Origin of the sequence: Pseudomonas fuscovaginae SE-1 (assembly GCF_000364705.1) — a bacterium.
Lineage (GTDB): Bacteria > Pseudomonadota > Gammaproteobacteria > Pseudomonadales > Pseudomonadaceae > Aquipseudomonas > Aquipseudomonas fuscovaginae_A.
The window spans coordinates 1-18,297 of sequence record NZ_AQOH01000075.1; the positions used below are offsets into that span (position 1 = coordinate 1).

Annotated in this window: 18 protein-coding genes; 12 read left to right on the forward strand and 6 right to left on the reverse strand. The window is 64.1% G+C overall.

Features of this window, described 5'->3' with window-relative positions; genetic code table 11:
• The 10 genes from mrdA to K675_RS0108745 all read left to right on the forward strand — a co-directional run.
• Positions 1 to 1,078 (forward strand): penicillin-binding protein 2 (mrdA, locus tag K675_RS0108700; RefSeq protein ID WP_017903128.1); only part of this gene is annotated, 1,078 nt, incomplete at its 5' end.
• Positions 1,079 to 1,116: 38 nt separating this feature from the next.
• Positions 1,117 to 2,220, forward strand: coding sequence for a rod shape-determining protein RodA (gene rodA / locus K675_RS0108705; protein WP_010446724.1), 1,104 nt, complete (start codon positions 1,117 to 1,119; stop codon positions 2,218 to 2,220).
• Positions 2,221 to 2,237: 17 nt separating this feature from the next.
• Positions 2,238 to 3,248, forward strand: a complete 1,011-nt coding sequence (gene mltB / locus K675_RS0108710) for a lytic murein transglycosylase B (RefSeq protein WP_017903130.1) — start codon at positions 2,238 to 2,240, stop codon at positions 3,246 to 3,248.
• Complete coding sequence (locus K675_RS0108715) at positions 3,248 to 4,267, forward strand: septal ring lytic transglycosylase RlpA family protein (protein ID WP_017903131.1); 1,020 nt, start codon at positions 3,248 to 3,250, stop codon at positions 4,265 to 4,267. The genes mltB and K675_RS0108715 overlap by 1 nt, the downstream gene beginning before the upstream one ends.
• Positions 4,268 to 4,489: 222 nt before the next feature.
• Entirely contained in the window at positions 4,490 to 5,653 is a 1,164-nt protein-coding gene (locus K675_RS0108720; protein WP_017903132.1) for a D-alanyl-D-alanine carboxypeptidase family protein, read from the forward strand.
• Positions 5,654 to 5,762: 109 nt separating this feature from the next.
• Positions 5,763 to 6,038, forward strand: coding sequence for a DUF493 domain-containing protein (locus K675_RS0108725; protein WP_017903133.1), 276 nt, complete (start codon positions 5,763 to 5,765; stop codon positions 6,036 to 6,038).
• Positions 6,038 to 6,688, forward strand: coding sequence for a lipoyl(octanoyl) transferase LipB (gene lipB / locus K675_RS0108730; protein WP_017903134.1), 651 nt, complete (start codon positions 6,038 to 6,040; stop codon positions 6,686 to 6,688). The genes K675_RS0108725 and lipB overlap by 1 nt, the downstream gene beginning before the upstream one ends.
• A gap of 1 nt (position 6,689) precedes the next feature.
• The gene (lipA, locus tag K675_RS0108735; protein ID WP_026145041.1) at positions 6,690 to 7,718 is read left to right on the forward strand and encodes a lipoyl synthase; all 1,029 of its coding nucleotides are present in this window, start codon (positions 6,690 to 6,692) and stop codon (positions 7,716 to 7,718) included.
• A 5-nt stretch (positions 7,719 to 7,723) separates the two neighbouring features.
• Positions 7,724 to 8,677 carry a S66 peptidase family protein gene (locus tag K675_RS0108740; protein WP_037006377.1) on the forward strand — a complete coding sequence of 318 codons (954 nt, stop codon included), beginning with the start codon at positions 7,724 to 7,726 and terminating at the stop codon, positions 8,675 to 8,677.
• Between the two features lie 20 nt (positions 8,678 to 8,697).
• Positions 8,698 to 9,075: a hypothetical protein gene (locus K675_RS0108745; RefSeq protein WP_157383919.1), complete on the forward strand. Its 378-nt coding sequence runs from the start codon at positions 8,698 to 8,700 to the stop codon at positions 9,073 to 9,075.
• A gap of 12 nt (positions 9,076 to 9,087) precedes the next feature.
• Here K675_RS0108745 and K675_RS0108750 read toward each other — a convergent pair whose 3' ends face one another.
• The 5 genes from K675_RS0108750 to leuS form a co-directional block, all read right to left on the reverse strand.
• Complete coding sequence (locus tag K675_RS0108750) at positions 9,088 to 10,404, reverse strand: lytic murein transglycosylase (protein WP_026145043.1); 1,317 nt, start codon at positions 10,402 to 10,404, stop codon at positions 9,088 to 9,090.
• A gap of 72 nt (positions 10,405 to 10,476) precedes the next feature.
• A complete protein-coding gene (gene arfA, locus K675_RS0108755; RefSeq protein ID WP_010446709.1) occupies positions 10,477 to 10,635 on the reverse strand; it encodes an alternative ribosome rescue factor ArfA in 159 nt (52 codons plus the stop codon).
• A gap of 66 nt (positions 10,636 to 10,701) precedes the next feature.
• Positions 10,702 to 11,739, reverse strand: a complete 1,038-nt coding sequence (gene holA, locus K675_RS0108760) for a DNA polymerase III subunit delta (RefSeq protein WP_017903139.1) — start codon at positions 11,737 to 11,739, stop codon at positions 10,702 to 10,704.
• Positions 11,740 to 11,779: 40 nt separating this feature from the next.
• The gene (gene lptE / locus K675_RS0108765; RefSeq protein WP_026145044.1) at positions 11,780 to 12,385 is read right to left on the reverse strand and encodes an LPS assembly lipoprotein LptE; all 606 of its coding nucleotides are present in this window, start codon (positions 12,383 to 12,385) and stop codon (positions 11,780 to 11,782) included.
• 85 nt (positions 12,386 to 12,470) lie between these two features.
• A complete protein-coding gene (gene leuS / locus K675_RS0108770) occupies positions 12,471 to 15,077 on the reverse strand; it encodes a leucine--tRNA ligase (protein ID WP_017903141.1) in 2,607 nt (868 codons plus the stop codon).
• 223 nt (positions 15,078 to 15,300) lie between these two features.
• Between leuS and K675_RS0108775 the strand changes: the two genes are divergently transcribed.
• Together K675_RS0108775 and K675_RS0108780 are read left to right on the forward strand one after the other, a co-directional pair.
• Positions 15,301 to 15,621, forward strand: a complete 321-nt coding sequence (locus K675_RS0108775; protein ID WP_017903142.1) for a hypothetical protein — start codon at positions 15,301 to 15,303, stop codon at positions 15,619 to 15,621.
• Positions 15,622 to 15,743: 122 nt separating this feature from the next.
• Positions 15,744 to 16,502, forward strand: a complete 759-nt coding sequence (locus K675_RS0108780; RefSeq protein ID WP_026145045.1) for a YdcF family protein — start codon at positions 15,744 to 15,746, stop codon at positions 16,500 to 16,502.
• A gap of 270 nt (positions 16,503 to 16,772) precedes the next feature.
• Here K675_RS0108780 and lnt read toward each other — a convergent pair whose 3' ends face one another.
• A complete protein-coding gene (lnt, locus tag K675_RS0108785; RefSeq protein ID WP_017903144.1) occupies positions 16,773 to 18,296 on the reverse strand; it encodes an apolipoprotein N-acyltransferase in 1,524 nt (507 codons plus the stop codon).
• Between the last annotated feature and the right edge of the window lies 1 nt (position 18,297).

Genomic DNA, 18,297 nt, shown 5'->3' on the forward strand with positions numbered 1-18,297 from the left:
GGTGGCCCTCGATCCGAGCACCGGCGAGGTGCTGGCGATGGTCAGCCAGCCGAGCTTCGATCCGAACCTGTTCGTCACCGGCATCAGCTTCAAGGCCTACGCCGAGCTGCGCGACTCCATCGACCGGCCGCTGTTCAACCGGGTGCTGCGCGGCCTCTATCCGCCAGGCTCGACCATCAAGCCGGCGGTGGCGATCGCCGGCCTGGACAGCGGCGTGGTCAACGCCTCGACGCGGGTCTTCGACCCCGGCTACTACGAGCTGCCGAACTACGACCACAAGTACCGCAACTGGAACCGTACCGGTGATGGCTGGGTCGATCTCGACACGGCGATCATGCGCTCCAACGACACCTATTTCTACGACCTGGCCCACAAGCTGGGCATCGACCGCCTGGCCAGCTACATGAACAAGTTCGGTCTGGGCCAGAAGGTTTCCCTGGACATGTTCGAGGAATCGCCGGGGCTGATGCCGTCGCGCGAGTGGAAACGCGCTACGCGCCGCCAGGCCTGGTTCCCGGGCGAGACGCTGATTCTCGGTATCGGCCAGGGCTACATGCAGGCCACCCCGCTGCAGTTGGCCCAGGCCACGGCCCTGGTGGCGAACAAGGGGGTGTGGAACCGTCCGCACCTGGCCAAGACCATCGAGGGCCAGCGGCCCAAGGATGAGAACCCGATGCCGGATATCGTCCTGCGCAACCCGTCGGACTGGGACAAGGTCAACCACGGCATGCAGCAGGTGATGCACGGTGCCCGCGGTACCGCGCGCAAGGCCTCCATCGGCGCGCAGTACCTGATCGCCGGCAAGAGTGGTACGGCCCAGGTCGTGGCGATCAAGCAGGGTGAAAAGTATGACCGTTCCAAGGTCCTTGAGCGCCATCGCGACCACGCCCTGTTCGTGGGCTTCGCCCCGGCCAACAACCCCAAGATCGTCGTGGCGGTGATGGTCGAGAACGGTGAGTCCGGTTCCGGCGTCGCGGCGCCGGTGGTCCGCCAGGTGATGGACGCCTGGCTGCTCGGCCCGGATGGCCGGCTCAAACCTGAATACGCTGGTTCCACTACCGCGGAGGCTACGCCTTGATCGCCAATTTCGATCGCATCCTCTCCAGTGAGGATGTGATGCGCCGCCGGGCCACCTTGCTACAGCGCATGCACATCGACGGACCGTTGCTGGTCCTGCTGCTGACCCTGGCGGCCGGCAGCCTGTTCGTTCTCTATTCGGCCAGCGGCAAGAGCTGGGACCTGCTGATCAAGCAGGCGACGTCCTTCGGCATCGGCCTGGTGTCGATGATCGTCATCGCCCAGTTCGAGCCACGCTTCATGGCCCGCTGGGTGCCCTTGGCCTATGTGCTGGGGGTGATGCTGCTGGTGGTGGTGGATGTCATGGGCCACAACGCCATGGGCGCCACGCGCTGGATCAACATTCCCGGGGTGATCCGCTTCCAGCCGTCGGAGTTCATGAAGATTCTGATGCCGGCGACCATCGCCTGGTACCTGTCCAAGCGTACCCTGCCGCCGCAGCTCAAGCATGTGGGGATCAGCCTGATGCTGATCGGCGTGCCGTTCATCCTGATCGTCCGCCAGCCCGACCTCGGCACCTCGCTGCTGGTGCTGGCCGGTGGCGCGTTCGTGCTGTTCATGGGCGGTCTGCGCTGGCGCTGGATCCTCAGCGTACTGGCCGCGGCGGTGCCGGTGGCGGTGGGCATGTGGTTCTTCATCATGCACGACTACCAGAAGCAGCGGATCCTGACCTTCCTCGATCCGGAAAGCGACCCGCTGGGTACCGGCTGGAATATCATCCAGTCCAAGGCGGCCATCGGTTCCGGCGGCGTGTTCGGCAAGGGCTGGCTGCTGGGGACCCAATCGCACCTGGACTTCCTGCCGGAAAGCCACACCGACTTCATCATCGCCGTGATGGGCGAAGAGTTCGGTCTGGTGGGGATCTGCGTCCTGCTGCTGCTATACCTGTTGCTGATCGGCCGCGGGCTGGTGATCACCGCCCAGGCCCAGACCCTGTTCGGCAAGCTGCTGGCGGGCAGCCTGACCATGACGTTCTTCGTTTATGTTTTCGTCAATATCGGGATGGTCAGTGGCCTGTTGCCAGTTGTCGGGGTGCCGTTGCCCTTCATCAGCTACGGCGGAACTTCGTTGGTGACGCTGCTGTCAGCGTTTGGAATTTTGATGTCGATCCATACCCACCGTAAGTGGATCGCGCAGGTTTGATTAAGGTGAACAGTTCAATGCAAGTGATGCGCGACTGGGCGGCCCGATGCGCTCCCTGGATGGGCCTCGTCGGCTGCCTGGGGGCCGCGCCGGCGGCGCTGGCCGGCGATTACGAAGGATCGCCGCAAGTCGCCGAGTTCGTCGGTGAAATGACCCGCGACTATGGCTTTGCCGGCGAGCAACTGATGGACGTGTTCCGTCAGGTCGAGCGCAAGCAGAGCATTCTCGATGCGATTTCCCGGCCCGCCGAGCGGGTCAAGCCGTGGAAGGAATACCGCCCGATGTTCCTCACCGACGCCCGGGTGGCCCGGGGTGTCGACTTCTGGCGCCAGCACGAGGCGGCCCTGGCCCGTGCCGAGCAGGAGTATGGCGTGCCGGCCCAGGTGATCGTCGCGATCATCGGCGTGGAAACCTTCTTTGGCCGCAACACCGGCAACTACCGGGTGATCGATGCGCTGTCGACCCTGGGCTTCGACTATCCGCCCCGCGCCGAGTTCTTCCGCAAGGAACTGCGCGAATTCCTGCTGCTGGCCCGCGAGGAGCAACTCGATCCGCTGAGCCTCAAGGGCTCCTACGCCGGGGCGATGGGCCTGCCGCAGTTCATGCCGAGCAGCTTTCGCGCCTATGCGGTGGATTTCGACGGCACCGGTCACATCAATATCTGGACCAACGCCGACGATGCCATTGGCAGTGTCGCCAGCTATTTCAAGCGCCACGGCTGGGTGGCCGGCGAGCCGGTGGTCAGTCGCGCCGACGTGCGGGGCGACCAGGTCGACCAGGGGTTGAGCCCCGGCCTCGATCCGGTGAAGACCGTCGGGGAGTTGCGGGCACTGGGCTGGTCGAGTCATGATGCGCTGCGCGATGACATGCCGGTGACGGCATTTCGCCTGGAAGGCGACAATGGGCCCGAATACTGGATGGGCCTGAAGAATTTTTATGCGATCACGCGCTATAACCGCAGCGTAATGTACGCCATGGCCGTGCATCAGCTGTCCGACCTGTTGGTCCAAGCACGGGGCGTCAAGTAATGCAGGCTTTGCCGATTTCCAAACCACTGAAGCTGTTGGCTTGCACTGCGTTGGCGGTGCTGGTGGTCAGTTGCTCGACCAGCCGTTCGCCCTATCAGTCGTCGTCTTCCAATGCGATCCGTTCCAAGCCCGGGCTGGATATCAATCGGGCCCACAAGGACGGCGCGCCGTGGTGGGACGTCGACGTATCGCGGATTCCCGATGCCACGCCGACCCTGCATTCCGGCCCCTACAAGGCCAACCCCTACACGGTGCTGGGCAAGACCTACTTCCCGCTGCAGGACTCGAAGAACTACATCGCCCAGGGCACCGCGTCCTGGTATGGCACCAAGTTCCACGGTCAGAACACTGCCAACGGTGAGGTCTACGATCTCTATGGCATGAGCGCCGCGCACAAGACCCTGCCGCTGCCCAGCTACGTGCGGGTGACCAATCTGGACAACAACCGCAGCGTGATTCTGCGGGTCAACGACCGTGGGCCGTTCTACTCCGACCGGATCATCGACCTGTCCTACGCCGCCGCCAAGAAGCTCGGCTACGCCGAGATCGGCACGGCGCGGGTCCGGGTCGAGGGTATCGACCCGCAGCAATGGTGGGCCCAGCGCGGCCGGCCGGCGCCGTTGATGCTCAACGAGCCGCAGGTGGCGCAGGCCTCGACCCCGGCGCTGTCGGCCTCCACCGGCACCATCGAGCAGTGGACGCCTCCACCGCAACAACACGCAACCGACGTTGTTCCTGTGCAGGCACAGGCCGATGCAAAAAAAAACGGTGCGGTACCAGCCTCTGGCCAGTATCTCCAGGTGGGCGCCTTCGCCAACCCGGACGCTGCCGAACTGCTGCGCTCGAAGCTGAGCTCGATGGTCAAGGCGCCGGTGTTCGTCAGTTCGATCGTGCGCAACCAGCAGACACTGCATCGGGTGCGGATGGGGCCGATCGGCACGCCGGATGAGGTCCTGCAGGTGCAGAACAGTGTCCGTCTGGCCAATCTCGGCTCGCCAAGTCTGGTGACGTCGGAGTAACACAGGCAAAATGGCGGATTCGGCAGCCTTCCGAGGCTCTGTGGGGAATGTTTGTCGATACATTTCGTGCAGAGCCTGGGGCTGGGGCCTGGTTGTTGGTTCGTTTAACAATAAAAGCCTGGAAAGGGTGGTGGAGCGAGCAACCGAACACGGGGCAGCCCATGGCTGTCCGATTAGTTTTGCCCGCAAGGGCAAGTTTCCATTAGCGATTTCGAGAGACGGATGAACATCACCACCTTTGCCAAACGTTTGTGCCTGCTTGTACCGTTGATCATGGCGCCCGCCGCCTGGGCCGCCGATGACATGGCCTTGCCGGCATCGCCGCAACTTGCCGCCAAGTCCTACGTGCTCATGGATGCCGCCAGCGGCAACGTGCTGGTCGAGAACAACGGCGACCAGCGCCTGCCTCCGGCGAGCCTGACCAAACTGATGACCGCCTATATCGCGACCCTGGAGATCCGTCGCGGCCAGATCGGCGAGAACGATCCGGTGACCATCAGCGAAAACGCCTGGCGTACCGGCGGTTCGCGGATGTTCGTCAAGGTCGGTTCCCAGGTGACCGTCAGCGACCTGCTGCACGGGATCATCATTCAGTCCGGCAACGACGCCAGCGTGGCCTTGTCCGAGCACATCGCCGGCAGCGAAGACGCGTTCGCCGACATGATGAACAAGACCGCCGCCGACCTGGGCATGAGCAACAGCCACTTCATGAACCCGACCGGTCTGCCTAACCCGGACCACTATTCGTCGGCCCATGACATGGCGCTGCTGGCCCGCGCGATCATCCGTGTCGACCCGGTGCACTACGCCATCTACTCGCAGAAGGAATTCTTCTGGAACGGCATCAAGCAGCCTAACCGCAACCTGTTGCTGTGGCGTGACAAGACCGTCGATGGCCTGAAGACCGGCCACACCGAAGAGGCCGGCTACTGCATGGTGTCCTCGGCGGTGCGTGACGGCCAGCGCCTGATCGCGGTGGTGTTCGGCACCAACAGCGAAGCGGCCCGTGCGGCCGAGACCCAGAAGCTTTTGACCTACGGTTTCCGCTTCTTCGAAACCCAGACCTTCTACCAGAAGGGCACCGAACTGGCCAAGGCACCGGTGTGGAAAGGCACCACCCACGAAGTCAAGGCCGGTCTGGCCGAAGACCTGACCATGACCATGCCCAAGGGCCAGTTGAAAAAGCTCGCCGCCAGCATGACCATCAACCCGAAACTGGTCGCGCCGATCGCCAAGGGTGACGTCATCGGTAAAGTGGAAGTCAAACTGGATGACAAGGTGGTGCGCAGCACCGATCTGATCGCGCTGGACGCGGTGGAGGAAGGTGGTATCTTCCGCCGCCTGTGGGATAGCATCCGCATGTTCTTCTACGGCATGTTCAACTGACGCAAGTTTCAACAGCGGCATTTCCATCACATAGTGTCGATTTGCGTGCCTCCACCCGACCCGGGCGCGAGGCACGTCCGTTGCCTGGGCTTACGAGGCCGTTATTGTCATGACAGACACTGAAGTAAAAGCACCGAAAATCGAATTCCCGGTTACCGACTATCCGGTCAAGGTGATCAGTGACACGGGGGTGGGCAACAAGGACAAGATCGTCGAGATCGTCCGCAAGCATGCGACGATCAACGACCAGCGGGTGGACGAACGCCAGAGCAGCAATGGCAAGTACACCACGATTCAACTGCACATCGTGGCCACCGACCAGGACCAGTTGTACAACATCAACAGCGAGTTGCGGGCCACCGGCTTCGTACACATGGTGCTGTGATGGCGGGCATGTTGGGCTTTCGCGAACTGGGCCAGACGCCTTACGAGCCGGTCTGGCATGCCATGCAACGTTTCACCGACGGGCGCAAGTCCGAAGAGTTTCCCGATGAAGTCTGGCTGGTGCAGCACCCGCCGGTCTTCACCCAGGGCCAGGCCGGCAAGGCCGAGCATCTGTTGCTGCCGGGCGATATTCCGGTGGTCAAGGTCGATCGTGGCGGTCAAGTGACTTATCATGGACCTGGCCAACTGGTGGCCTATCTGCTGCTGGACGTTCGTCGCCTGGGTTTCGGCGTGCGCGAACTGGTCAGCCGGATGGAGCGCTGCCTGATCGAACTGCTCGCCGAATATGGCGTGCAGGCCGAGGCCAAGGCCGATGCTCCCGGGGTTTATGTCAATGGCGCGAAAATCGCCTCCCTGGGCCTGCGGATTCGCAACGGCTGTTCCTTCCATGGCCTGGCGTTGAACGTCGACATGGACCTGGCGCCGTTCCGGCGGATTAACCCCTGCGGTTATGCGGGGCTGGCGATGACCCAGCTGCGCGACCACACAGGACCGATTGAATTTGCCGAGGTAAGTGCCCGGCTGCGTGCGCAGCTCGTCAAACACCTCGACTATGCTGAGCAGACGACCCTCACGGGCGGAATCGATTGATATGACTACTGCGCAAGACGCTGTGCAAACCCTGATCCCGACGCTGGATGTTTCCGAGCGCCCGGCCCGTGCGAAAGTCGAAACCGGCGTCAAGCTGCGCGGTGCCGAGAAGGTCGCGCGGATTCCGGTGAAGATCATCCCGACCACCGAACTGCCGAAGAAGCCGGACTGGATTCGCGTGCGCATCCCGGTGTCGCCGGAAGTCGACCGCATCAAGCAATTGCTGCGCAAGCACAAGCTGCACAGTGTCTGCGAAGAGGCGTCCTGCCCGAACCTGGGCGAGTGCTTCAGCGGTGGTACCGCGACCTTCATGATCATGGGTGACATCTGCACCCGTCGCTGCCCGTTCTGCGACGTCGGCCACGGCCGGCCGAAGCCCCTGGATGTCGACGAGCCGATGAACCTGGCGGTGGCAATTGCCGACCTGCGCCTGAAGTACGTGGTGATCACCTCGGTGGACCGTGACGACCTGCGTGACGGCGGCGCCCAGCACTTCGCCGACTGCATCCGCGAAATCCGCAAGTTGTCGCCGAACGTGCAACTCGAGACCCTGGTCCCGGACTACCGTGGCCGCATGGACGTCGCTCTGGAAATCACCGCGGCCGAGCCGCCGGATGTGTTCAACCACAACCTGGAAACCGTTCCGCGCCTGTACAAGGCCGCGCGTCCGGGCTCCGATTACCAGTGGTCGCTGACCCTGCTGCAGCGCTTCAAGCAGATGGTGCCGCACGTACCGACCAAGTCCGGCCTGATGCTGGGCCTGGGCGAGACCGACGACGAAGTCATCGAAGTGATGAAGCGCATGCGCGAGCATGACATCGACATGCTGACCCTCGGCCAGTACCTGCAGCCGTCGCGCAGCCACTTGCCGGTGCAGCGCTTCGTGCATCCGGACACCTTCGCCTGGTTCGCCGAGGAAGGCTACAAGATGGGCTTCAAGAACATCGCCTCGGGCCCGCTGGTGCGTTCCTCGTACCACGCCGACGAGCAGGCCAAGCTGGTCAAGGCCGAGTTGCTGGGAGCTTCGTAAGACATATGGGCAGCCTTCGACCCGTGCGGGACTCCTACCCGGAACAAAGCGCGGTGTCGGCGCTGCCCAAGGGCGGGGTGATCGGCCTGATCGCCCCGGCCGGTCCGGTGGCCATCGACCCGCTCGAGGCCCGGCAATGGGTACGCTCGCGCGGTTATGAGCTACGGATCTTTCCAGGCGTCTCGCAACGGGACGGTTACCTGGCCGGCAGCGACGAGGTTCGCCTGCGCGACCTGCACGATGCCTTCTGCGACCCGGAAATCGACGCAATTCTCTGCCTGCGGGGTGGTTATGGCTGCCCACGACTGCTGGACCGGATCGATTACCCGCTGCTCGCGCGCAATCCCAAGCTGCTGGTCGGCTACAGCGATATCACCGCGCTGCACCTGGCGATTGCCCGGCATGCCGGGTTCGTGACCTTTCACGGACCGATGTTCAACATCGATCTGCTCAAGGGCAAGCTGCCTCCCACCGAGTCTTCCTTGTTCGATCTGCTCAGCGGCCGCTTGAAGGCCGGTGACGCACTCGATCACCCCGAAGCCTACCCCTTGAGCACCCTGGCCCCCGGCAGCGCTTGTGGCCGCCTGCAGGGCGGCAACCTGACGTTGATCTGCGCCAGCCTGGGCACGCCTTATGAAATCGACACCGATGGGGTCATCCTGCTGATCGAGGACGTCAATGAGCCACTGTACCGGGTGGACCGGCTGCTCACCCACCTGCGTCTGGCGGGCAAGCTGCAAGGCCTGAAAGGCGTGCTGGTGGGCGATTTCGCCGGAGTCGATGCCGAGGCCCTGGCCCGCTTGCTCAAGCAGGAGCTGGGCCCCCTGGGTATTCCGGTATTGGCGGGATGGCGCAGCGGGCATTGCGATCCGAACCTGACCCTGCCGCTGGGCGCGCAGGTACGCCTGGAGGCTGATGCACGACGGCTGGTGCTGGAGCAGGATGTGGTGATTCTCTAGGCTGTCCCCATCAGCTTGTGATGAGCCTGCTGGTGGAGGAGGCGGCTGGAGGCTGTTTTGTGGCGAGCGGGCTTGCCCGCGCTCGGCTGCATGGCAGCCGTAGCTCGGCCACCTTCGCTGTCTCTGAGATACAGGTGTTGCAGGTTTTGGGGGAGCTTTGCTCCCCAGCGCGGGCAAGCCCGCTCGCCACACAAGCCCTGCTCAGCACACAAGCCTCGCTTGCCACACAAGCTCTGCTCAGCACACAAGCCTCGCTTGCCACACAAGCCCTGCTCAGCACACAAGCTCTGCTCAGCACACAAGCCTCGCTTGCCACACAAGCTCTGCTCAGCACACAAGCCCCGCTTGCCACACAAGCCCTGCTCGCCACACAAGCACAGCTCAGCCCGCAAGCCTGATCAAAAGCGCGACTAGCGGCTACGCAGGCTCTCCAGCAGCTTGTGGTTCGGATAGCCATCGGCCGGCCAGCCCAGCACCTGCTGTGCACCGCGAATGGCCTTGCGGGTGTTGGCACCGATGATGCCATCCGGGTTGCCGGCATCGTAGCCGTTGCTGCTGAGCAGTGTCTGCAGCTCGATCCGCTCGCTGCGGCTGAGCGGCAGGTCATCCTTGGGCCAACTGCCCCGAATCACGCCACCACTGTTGAAGCGCTGGGACAACAGGCCAACCGCCAGTCCGTAGGAGGACGAGTTGTTGTACTTGAGGATCGCGCGGAAGTTGTCGAGCACCAGGAAGCCGGGCCCGCGATAGCCTGCCGGCAGCAACAGCGATGCCGAGAGTGGCGCGGCGCCGTAGGGCAGTGCGACGCCGGCCGGCAGTTGCACACCCATCTGCAGCCACTCGCTGACCGGCTTGCGGATTGCGCCATCGGCCAGCGAGTAGTCGAAACCTGCCGGTACCGTGACTTCGAAGCCCCACGGTTGGCCCTTCTGCCAGCCCGAGCTTTGCAGGTAGTTGGCGGTCGAGGCCAGGGCGTCGGCCGAGTCGTTCCAGATGTCCCGGCGGCCATCGCCGTCGAAGTCCACCGCATAGCTGTTGTAGGTGGTCGGGATGAACTGGGTCTGGCCCATGGCGCCAGCCCAGGAACCGAGCATCTGCTCCGGGCGGATGTCGCCGTGCTGGATGATCTGCAATGCAGCCAGCAACTGGCTCTGGGCGAAGCCCGGGCGACGGCCTTCATAGGCCAGGGTCGCCAGCGAGCGAATGACCGACTTGTCGCCCTGGAACTGGCCGAAGTTGCTCTCCATGCCCCACACCGCGACGAGGGCTTCGCGATCGACGCCATAACGCTGCTCGATGCTCTGCAGCACCGCACTGTTCTGCACCAGCAGGGCCTGCCCCTTGCGCACGCGGGTCGCCGAGAGGGCGCCGTCGAGGTATTCCCATACGGGCCGGGTGAATTCCGGCTGGCTGCGGTCGGCCTTGATCACGCTCATGTCGGGGCTGATGCCGGCGAAGGCGTTGTCGAAGGTATTCGCGGTGATCCCGGCGCGCAGGGCCTCGATACGGAATGCCGCGCGCCAATCCTCGAAACTCTGGGCGGGCTGGATGAACGGGGTATCGGCGGCAGGCGCGGGTGCGGGAATCGGCACCGGGGCGGTGGGCAGCGTCGACAGCGGTTGGGCGTCGGCGGCCGTGGGCTTTTCCGCACAGGCGACGAGCAGGATGAAACTGGTGGCGGCGAACAGTCGGCGCAAGGGCCAACCGAGGGTGAGACTAGAGGGCATGCGCGGGTCCGAAGAATGCGAATCAGATGTTGACCTTATCATGCCTTGGGGGTGCAGGTCGTGATGACACTTTCACGCGGCCAGAAAGTCAGAAGCCTCCCAGCTTTTGGACTGGAAGGCTTCGCGACGGTAGCTGCCCTTGCCTTTGGCCGGCTGTTCCTGGCGGCTTCGGAACAGTGGCTGGGCGATGATCGACTTGGCTTTGTTGGGGCGCCGGGACGGCTTGCTCATGGCGGTGCACTCCTGGGTTGCAAGAGCGCGCATCATCGGGCAGATGGACCTGACTGTCCAGTGGGGTCATTCGGCTGGTAGCGCCAGACGTTGGCCGCACATCAGTAGGCTGAGTCGGCTCAGGCTGCTCCACGGTGAACCGGCGGCCTGGCCCTTGATCTGCGCGTCGATACGTTGTGCGTCCATCAGCAACTGGCTCCAGCGTTGCGCCGAATGCCGTTGCAGGGCCTTGCTCATCAGCGGTCGGCGCTTGTCCCAGACCGGCGGCTTGGCCTGGCTGAAGGCCTTGTCCAGTGGCACGCCCTGGCTGTACTGCTGGGACAGGTTGGCCAGCAGCCGCAGTTCCCGGGCCAGGGCCCAGAGAATCACCGGCGGCTCGACCCCTTCGCCACGCAGCCCTTCGAGCATGCGCAGGGAATGGGCCGCTTCGCCGTTGAGCACGGCGTCGACCAGCCCGAAGACATCGAAGCGGGCGCTGTCGGCCACCGCCGCCTGTACCGTCTCGATGGTGATCTGCCCACCCTCGGCCATCAGCTTGAGCTTTTCGATTTCCTGGGCGGCGGCCAGCAGGTTGCCTTCAACCCGCGCGGCAATCAGCTCCACGGCATCCTGCTGGGCGGAAAGCCCGGCCTGGGCCAGGCGTTGGCGAATCCACTGGGGCAACTGGTTGGCGTCCACCGGCCAGATCTGGATGAACTGGGTCTGCTGGCCCTCGATCAGCGCCTTGCCCCACTTGGTCTTCTGCGCGCTGCCATCGAGCTTGGGCAGGCTGATGAGCAGCAAGGTGTCATCAGCCGGCCGCGCGCAGTACTCCATCAGTGCGGCCGCGCCCTTGTCGCCCGGCTTGCCCGACGGCAGGCGCAGCTCCAGCAGGCGTTTCTCGGCGAACAGCGACATGCTGGCGCCGGCCTGCAGCAGGGTGCCCCAGTCGAAGTTGGCGTCGGCGCTGAACACCTGGCGTTCATCGAAGCCTTGCTGGCGTGCGGTTGCACGAATGGCGTCGGCGGCTTCCTGGCACAGCAGCGGGTCATCGCCGCTGATGACATAGACTGGCGCGAGGCCACCTTGCAGGTGTTTGGCGAGTTGGGCGGGAGCGAGTTTCATGGGCGGGTGGCCAGGGGGCGCCAGGGGCGCCCCTCATGGCTTACTGGTTCGGCAGTTCCAGAGGTGATTGCTGCGGCTGCGACGCTTCGAACTTGCGCGCGGCTTCCAGGGCGTCGGCGTCGGCCTTGGCCTTGGCATTGGCGGCCTGCTGGAGGCTGTCGAGCTGTGCCGGCGTCAGCACCTGCAGGCGGATGACCATCTGCTGCACCAGGTCGCGACGCATTTCCTTGCGCAGTTCGCCGGCTTCGGCATCGCCGCCGGTGATGTTGTTGCCGTCATGCACGTAGTACTTCTGCGCTTCCAGCTTGCCGCCGGTCAGCAGCAGATCCTTCTCGCCACGGATCTCGTAGACCAGCACGGTGTTGAGTTCGTACTCGGCGTTACGGCCCGAGCCGGTGTAGCTCGCCGCGCGCTGGGTTTCCTGCTCATCGGTCAGGATCAGCTTGTAGGGCGCGCCCTTGTGGACGTCGACGCCGCTATGCTCCAGCACCTGGGTCAGTTGCTTGATCGTGTCACCGTAGGCGTTGCGGGCGCTGACCGACAATTCCTTGATCGTCAGTTCGGAGGTGCCCGTACCACGCAGCTGGAAGCCGCATGCGCTCAGCAGCACCGCAAGGCCCATTACCAGCAGATTGCGTTTGATCATCTTGTTGCTCCCCTTGAAGCCGTGGGCCGACACGGCAGCCCCGGAAATCCTGTAAGGCGCCCGCACTGGCGGGCGCCTGGTCCAATTAGCTGGCGACGATGTTGACCAGCTTGCCGGGCACGACGATGACCTTGCGGATCGTCAGGCCATCGATGAAGCGCAGTACGTTTTCGTTGACCCGGGCCTCCGCTTCGATTTCCTCGCGGGTGGCGCTGGCCGGCATTTCGATCTGGCCGCGCAGCTTGCCGTTGACCTGGATCACCAGCACCAGGCTGTCCTGCACCAGTGCCTCGTCGTCCTGCACTGGCCACTTGGCGTCGATCACCGGATCGGCATGACCCAGTTGATTCCACAGCTCGTGGCAGATGTGCGGGGTGATCGGTGCCAGCAGCAACGTCACGGTTTCCAGGCCTTCCTGAATCAGTGCGCGGTCCTGTTCGGTGCCTTGCGGGGCTTTTTCCAGAACGTTCATCAGCGTCATCACCTGGGCGATGGCGGTATTGAATTTGTGGTTCTGGCCGACGTCATGGCTGGCCTGCTTGATGGCCAGGTGAATCGAACGGCGAATGGCTTTCTGCTCGTCGTTCAGGCCGGCGACCTCCAGCTTGCCCGGCAGGCCCTGGGAAACATGGGCCTGCGCCAGGCGCCAGACGCGCTTGAGGAAGCGGTGCGAGCCTTCGACCCCGGAGTCGGACCATTCCGCGCTCATGTCGGGCGGCGAGGCGAACATCATGAACAGGCGGCAGGTGTCTGCACCGAACTGGTCGATCATCGACTGTGGATCGACGCCGTTGTTCTTCGACTTGGCCATTTTCTCGGTGCCACCGATCTCGACCGGCAGGCCGTCGGAGATCAGTTTGGCGCTGATGACCTTGGCCTTGCTGTCGCGTTCGAGTTCAACGTCCGCCGGGTTGAACCAGGTGTAGGCACCGTTGGCTTCGCGGCGGTAGTAGGTTTCGGCGATGACCATGCCCTGGGTCAGCAGGTTCTTGAACGGTTCGTTCGAGCTGACCAGGCCTTCGTCGCGCATCAGCTTGTGGAAGAAGCGCGCGTACAGCAGGTGCAGGATCGCGTGTTCGATGCCGCCGATGTACTGGTCCACCGGCAGCCAGTGGTCGGCGGCCTTCGGATCGACCATGCCGCCTTCGTAGTGTGGCGAGGCGTAGCGGGCGTAGTACCAGGACGACTCGACGAAGGTGTCCATGGTGTCGGTTTCACGCTTGGCCGGCTGGCCGCATTTCGGGCAGTTGCACTCGTAGAACTCGGGCATGCGCGCCAGTGGCGAGCCGGCGCCGTCCGGCACCACGTCTTCCGGCAGCACGACCGGCAGTTGATCTTCCGGCACCGGTACGTCGCCACAGCTGTCGCAGTGGATGATCGGGATTGGGCAGCCCCAATAGCGCTGGCGGCTGATGCCCCAGTCGCGCAGGCGGAACTGGGTGCGCGAGGCGCCGAGGTTCTTCTTGATCAGCGCGACTTCGATGGCATCGAACGCGCCGGCGAAGTCCAGGCCGTCGAACTCGCCGGAGTTGATCAGGGTGCCGTGCTCGCCGTAGGCGTCCTGCCACGGGGCCGGGTTGGTGTCGCCGGAGCTGGTGCGCACCACCGACTTGATCGGCAGGTCGTACTTGCTGGCGAACTCGAAATCACGCTCGTCGTGGGCCGGCACTGCCATTACGGCGCCATCGCCGTAGTGCATCAGCACGTAGTTGGCGACCCACACCGGCAGCTTCTCGCCGGTCAGCGGATGCGCAACGAACAGGCCGGTCGGCAGGCCCTTCTTCTCCTGGGTGGCGACATCGGCTTCGGCGACGCTGCCGGCCTTGCATTCGGCGATGAAGGCCTGCAGCTCGGGGTTGTTGGCGGCGGCCTGGGTCGCCAGCGGGTGTTCGGCGGCGACGGCGACGTAGGTCGCGCCCATCAGGGTGTCCGGGCGGGTGGTGAAGACTTTCAGGGTGCCGGCTTCGCCGATGGACTCGATGTCGTAGGGGAACTGCACTTCCATCCCGCGGGACTTGCCGATCCAGTTGCGCTGCATGGTCTTGACCTGCTCGGGCCAGCCCGGCAGTTCGTCGAGGCCTTCCAGCAGCTCATCGGCATAGGCGGTGATCTTGAAGTAGTACATCGGGATTTCGCGCTTCTCGATCAGCGCGCCGGAGCGCCAGCCGCGGCCGTCGATGACCTGCTCGTTGGCCAGTACGGTCTGGTCCACCGGGTCCCAGTTCACGGTACCGTTCTTGCGGTAGATCACGCCTTTCTCGAACAGGCGGGTGAACAGCCACTGTTCCCAGCGGTAGTAGTCGGGCTTGCAGGTGGTCACTTCGCGGGACCAGTCCACCGCCAGGCCCAGGCTGCGCAACTGGCTCTTCATGTAAGCGATGTTTTCGTAGGTCCACTTGGCCGGAGCGACCTTGTTCTTCATCGCGGCGTTTTCCGCCGGCATGCCGAAGGCGTCCCAGCCCATGGGTTGCAGGACATTCTTGCCCTGCATGCGCTGGTAGCGGGCGATCACGTCGCCGATGGTGTAGTTGCGCACGTGGCCCATGTGCAGCTTGCCGCTGGGGTAAGGGAACATCGACAGACAGTAGTAGGTGTCCTTGCCTGGCTGTTCACTGACTTCAAAGGACTTCTGCTCATCCCAGAACGTTTGGGCGGCGTTTTCGATTTCACGGGGCTGATAGTGTTCGTGCATGGCTACTTGTTCTGGAAAGGGTGGCCCAATCCTCTTCAACGCACCGTGCGGGTGCTGCTGGAAGTGGAGTTACAGGAAGCCCCGTAGCATACATGACGCCGCTCTGCCGAGGGAAACCCTGATTGCGCGACAAAGGCCGTTGGTCGCGGCGGCAGGCTGGTTGGCCGGGCGCCGCTAAGCTCATGGAGGGGGAAGTGATACTTATCTTCAATGAGGTGAACGGATGGTGGAGTCGCAGCGAAATGTAACTGATCCCGAACTGTACGAACGTCTGATCACACGCCTTGGGCTTGCCCTGGACGTCGCGAGAACGGCAGTCCGCCTGCGTGACGAGCGGCCTGCCGAGTTGGAGTTGCGGGGCCTGAGCCGCGCCGAGTTCGAACTGATCAGGGCCTATCTGGACCTGAGTGGTCGCGGCGTGCACGCGTCTGACGCAACCGTTTCACACCCCAGGGAAGAGATGCATTCAGCCGAGATCATCTGGTTGAAGGACAGGGCGCCCAAGCTGTATTCGGCGCGGTTCAAGTCATTTCGGACCAAATGAGGTCCGCCCGGCTGCATCCTGTTGTCTGTCGTTGACCTGACCTGCTTTTCGGGCCAAGGACCCGCAAGGTTGTTGATTGCTCCTGATCCACTTAGGCTTCGGGCATCTTCTGGAGGTGCCCGATGCCTGTTCGCTACATCCTAAAACAATTGTTGCTGCCGCCCGGCCTGTTGCTGCTGTTGCTGGCCCTGGCCTGGTGGCTGCGACGGCGTCGACCGCGGCTGGCGGCGGTGTGTTTTGCCCTGGGTTTCGGCGGGTTCTGGCTGATCAGTCTGCCAGTGGTGGTCGAATGGTCGGCACGCGCCCTCGAAACCGTACCAGCGCTGGAGCGTGGCGAATGGGCGGGGCTGGCGCAGCGCGCCGATGTCATCGTGGTGCTGGGCTCGGGGCGCGAGCGTGGCGATTCGGCCTGGGGCGGCGATCAGCCGACCGGCATCGGCCTGGAGCGCCAGCGCTATGCGGCGCGACTGGCCAAGGCTTCGGGCCTGCCGGTGCTGACCAGTGGCGGCCTGCACTACGGCACACCGCCCAGCGAGGCGGCGTTGATGGCCGAGTCGATGCGTGACGACTCCGGGGTGGCGGTGCGCTGGCTGGAAGAGCGCAGCACCACGACCTGGGAAAATGCCCTGTTCAGCCACGAGCTGTTGGCGCCGCTGGGGATCAAGCGGGTGGTGGTGGTCACGCATGCCGCGCACATGCCGCGGGCGGTCTGGAGCTTCGAGCGGGCCGGTTTCACCGTGGTGCCGGCGCCGGTCGGCTTCCTGGGGCGTGACAACGCCAGCCCGCTGGGTGGCTGGCTGCCGGAGTTCAAGGCGATCTGGCGTAGCGGGCAGTTGATCAACGAGGCGGTGGGGCAGGTGGGCTACCGGCTTTTTTACTGAGCCGGCTTTTGCCTGTCCAGGCCATGGAGCATGCCCGCATGGGTATCGTGGCGAGCGGGCTTGCCCGCGCTGGGGCGTGAAACGGCCCCAAAACCAGCGAGCGCGTTGCATCAGGTACAACGAGTCGGCAGGCTTCAGGGCTGCCTGGCAGCCCAGCGCGGGCAAGCCCGCTCGCCACAGGAAGCCTCTTCGCCCCGAGGCGCCTGTTCACCCCAAAAGGCCCGCTCGCCCTAGAAAGTCAGTTCGGCGTCGGGAGAGGCCGCGGTGCTTTCAGACGGTCTTGGCAATCCGGCTGGCCAACAGCGCCCAGCCGAAGAGCAGCCCGCAGAGGATGATCAACGGCCACGACCGCCATTGCAGATATGGCGTCAGGTTGTGCATCGGCACCACTTCGCCATACAGGATGCCGCGTTCGAACTGCGGAATCTGCACGCTGATCCGGCCGAATGGGTCGATCAAGCCGGTCACGCCGTTGTTGGTGGCGCGGATCATCCAGCGTCCGGCTTCCAGGGCACGCATCTGGGCCATCTGCAGGTGTTGCAGCGGGCCGATCGAGGTGCCGAACCAGGTGTCGTTGCTGATGGTCAGCAGCAGGTCGCTGCGTGCCGACAGGCTGGCGGCGAACTCCGGGTAGACCACCTCGTAGCAGATGAACGGTGCGATCTGGTAGCCCTTGGCTTGCAGCAGTGGCTGGTCGGACGGGCCGCGGGCGAAGTCGGACATCGGCAGGTCGAAGAATTCGATCAGTCCGCGCAGCAGATCCTGCAGCGGAACGTATTCGCCAAACGGCACCAGCTTCTGCTTCAGGTAGATGCCGTCACCTTCACCGAGCGCGACGATGCCGTTGAAGTAGCGTTTTTCGTTATGCACGACCTGGCGAATCGGCACGCCGGTGATCAGCGCCGAATGCCGTTCGGCGGCGAAATTGCCCATCATCGACAGGTAGCCCTCGGCGGACTCCTTCAGTACCGGCACGGCTGTCTCTGGCCACACCAGCAGGTCGACCCGTCTGGAACTGAAGCTCATGTCGCGATACAGCGCCAACTGGGCGTTGAGCTGCGCCGGATCCCACTTCATGCTCTGTTCGATATTGCCCTGGATCGCGGCGACGCTCAGCGGCTCGCCCGACGGGCTGGTCCAGGCGTGATGCTTGAGCCCCAGGCCGATGATCCAGGGGCCGACGAGCAGCACCATGCCCGCGGCGATGAAGGCCTTGCGCCCGCCCTTGAGCAGGCGCCGGGCGTTGTACAGCAGGGCGGCGGTCAGGGCGAGGGCGAAGGAGATCAGCCAGATCCCACCCAGTGGAGCGAGGCCGGCCAGTGGGCCGTTCAACTGGCTGTAGCCGGAGTAGAGCCACGGGAAACCGGTCAGGAACCAGCCACGAAAGGCTTCCTGTGCAACCCACAGGGCGGCGAAGGCCAGGGCGTCGGCCAGGGGGGCTTCATTGCGGCGTATCCAGCGCGCCCAGAGCCAGGCGGGCAGGGCGAAGAACCAGGCGATGGCGGCGATGAACGCCAGCATCAGCAGGCCCGCCAGCAGCACCGAGGCGCCGCCGTAGGTGTGGATGCTCACGTAGATCCAACTGGTACCGGCGCCGAACAGGCCGAAACCGAAACACCAGCCGCGCCATAGCGCCTGGCGCGGCGAGAGTTCGCGCAGGCCGGCATAGAACAGGCCGACCGCCAGCAACGCCAGGGGCCAGATATCGAACGGCGCCAGGGCCAGGGTGGTCAGCGCGCCAGCCGCCACGGCCAGCAGGTTACCGGGCCAGCCGGGACGGGTTAAGCGCAGCATA

Coding starts and splice junctions, on each gene's coding strand:
- rodA (WP_010446724.1), top strand. CDS start 1,117: ATGCGCCGCCGGGCCACCTTGCTACAGCGCATGCACATCGACGGACCG.
- mltB (WP_017903130.1), top strand. CDS start 2,238: ATGCAAGTGATGCGCGACTGGGCGGCCCGATGCGCTCCCTGGATGGGC.
- K675_RS0108715 (WP_017903131.1), top strand. CDS start 3,248: ATGCAGGCTTTGCCGATTTCCAAACCACTGAAGCTGTTGGCTTGCACT.
- K675_RS0108720 (WP_017903132.1), top strand. CDS start 4,490: ATGAACATCACCACCTTTGCCAAACGTTTGTGCCTGCTTGTACCGTTG.
- K675_RS0108725 (WP_017903133.1), top strand. CDS start 5,763: ATGACAGACACTGAAGTAAAAGCACCGAAAATCGAATTCCCGGTTACC.
- lipB (WP_017903134.1), top strand. CDS start 6,038: ATGGCGGGCATGTTGGGCTTTCGCGAACTGGGCCAGACGCCTTACGAG.
- lipA (WP_026145041.1), top strand. CDS start 6,690: ATGACTACTGCGCAAGACGCTGTGCAAACCCTGATCCCGACGCTGGAT.
- K675_RS0108740 (WP_037006377.1), top strand. CDS start 7,724: ATGGGCAGCCTTCGACCCGTGCGGGACTCCTACCCGGAACAAAGCGCG.
- K675_RS0108745 (WP_157383919.1), top strand. CDS start 8,698: ATGAGCCTGCTGGTGGAGGAGGCGGCTGGAGGCTGTTTTGTGGCGAGC.
- K675_RS0108750 (WP_026145043.1), bottom strand. CDS start 10,404: ATGCCCTCTAGTCTCACCCTCGGTTGGCCCTTGCGCCGACTGTTCGCC.
- arfA (WP_010446709.1), bottom strand. CDS start 10,635: ATGAGCAAGCCGTCCCGGCGCCCCAACAAAGCCAAGTCGATCATCGCC.
- holA (WP_017903139.1), bottom strand. CDS start 11,739: ATGAAACTCGCTCCCGCCCAACTCGCCAAACACCTGCAAGGTGGCCTC.
- lptE (WP_026145044.1), bottom strand. CDS start 12,385: ATGATCAAACGCAATCTGCTGGTAATGGGCCTTGCGGTGCTGCTGAGC.
- leuS (WP_017903141.1), bottom strand. CDS start 15,077: ATGCACGAACACTATCAGCCCCGTGAAATCGAAAACGCCGCCCAAACG.
- K675_RS0108775 (WP_017903142.1), top strand. CDS start 15,301: ATGGTGGAGTCGCAGCGAAATGTAACTGATCCCGAACTGTACGAACGT.
- K675_RS0108780 (WP_026145045.1), top strand. CDS start 15,744: ATGCCTGTTCGCTACATCCTAAAACAATTGTTGCTGCCGCCCGGCCTG.
- lnt (WP_017903144.1), bottom strand. CDS start 18,296: ATGCTGCGCTTAACCCGTCCCGGCTGGCCCGGTAACCTGCTGGCCGTG.